The following is a 1527-nucleotide window of genomic DNA, read 5'->3' as shown; positions in this document are numbered from 1 at the left end:
CGACCGATTAGTTTTCTCAGCAGAAGTCAATGATGATGGTACGGTTCAAATTACTTTTTATGAAGCGATTGATCATGGTGTAGGTCAAGATGAGCTGGTGACTAACGTATTGGTTGAAAGCATTCAAAGTGATGCTGACGGCACACAAGAGGCTGTTGTGGCTCCCCTAGAAATCGCCATCCTTGATGCCGATCCAGTGATCGAAAATGAGTCATATAGTGTAACCGAAGGCCAAGTCATTTCTGGCAATGTACTGGAGAATGACATTGATATTGATGGTGACTTGTACATTCGATATGTCAGAGCCGGAGGAGAGATCCAGTCTGTCCCTGATGGTGGCTCAGTAAGTTTTAGTCTAGAGAAGGGTGAATTAACCGTATTTTCAGATGGCTCTTGGCAGTTGAATGCCAGTCGCAACTTAGATCACACGGTTGAGCAAAGTCTCGTTTTTGATTATCTCGCAGCCGATGATTCAAAAGATTACGGTGTAGCAACCGCAACTATCGACATTATAGATGGCCAAGCGGGTTATGTAGGCAGCGCTACTATAAACGCAGCAGAAGTACCTCTGGGAGAGGCATTATTAACCACCGAAGGCAGTGTTAATGTGATTGCTGGCTCTGATAACCCTGATCCGACTAGTTTGTATTTTGGTGGGGCATCCATTACTAAGTTAGAGGCATTAGGGCTTACAAGCTCAGTCTCTGATAATGAGCTTAGCTACACGTTAAGTTCCAGTGGAAAGCAAATCACAGCATTTGCTAATGGTGTCACTGTATTTACGTTAACATTGAGTGGCATTGAGTCGGGTAACGATGTACTAGCTTCAATCTCGCTTACTCTTGATCATCCTATCGATCAATTCAATAGTAGTGATACGGTCACTTTCCCGCTGACCATTGGAGGGACAGATCTAGACTCCACACCGCTTGTAGAGAATGAAATTGATTTCGTGTTGAAAGATGGTGTTGATCCTACGTTGAGCAACTTGACTGTTGTTGCAATGGAAGAGATTAATCTAGAAAGTGGGGCAATCTTTAAGACTGGGAGCCTTCAACTCGATATCGGGAGTGATTATGTTGACTCTCTTCGATTTAGCGAATTAAACCAGCCCACATTAGTGAGTAGTGAAAGTGAGTTGCTTTACCGTCTGTCTGATGACGGTACGACAATTACTGGCTATATCTTAGAAGGTGGGGTGGAAGTAAATATTTTTCAATCGAAACTATTATCCACATTACCTGTAGAGTCGAGTAGTGAAATAGAGTATTCCTTTGAATTATATCGCTCTTTCGATCTGTCAAAAGATCAAATCCTGGATATACCATTGTTAGTTAATGCAACAGATTCAGACGGTGACACCACCTCCGTAACATTGGATATTACCTTAGAGGCAATTGAAGGTTTGAACGATGATGCCTCTTTAACGGTGGATATTCTTGATGGCGGCGATGGATACGAAAACCAGTTTGAAGTTCCTAGTGTCACGATTCAAGGTGACGCACTCAAGATAAGCGATGAGTGGCT

Annotated in this window: 1 protein-coding gene; it reads left to right on the top strand. The window is 42.9% G+C overall.

Annotation, left to right across the window (positions count from 1 at the left end):
• Positions 1 to 1527 (top strand): Ig-like domain-containing protein (locus R7Q09_RS24170; RefSeq protein ID WP_318071324.1); only part of this gene is annotated, 1527 nt, incomplete at both ends.

This window comes from Vibrio sp. 2130-1 (genome assembly GCF_033339515.1).
Note: the sequence above shows the minus strand (reverse complement) of the source record. Positions and strands in the feature narration are given on the sequence as shown.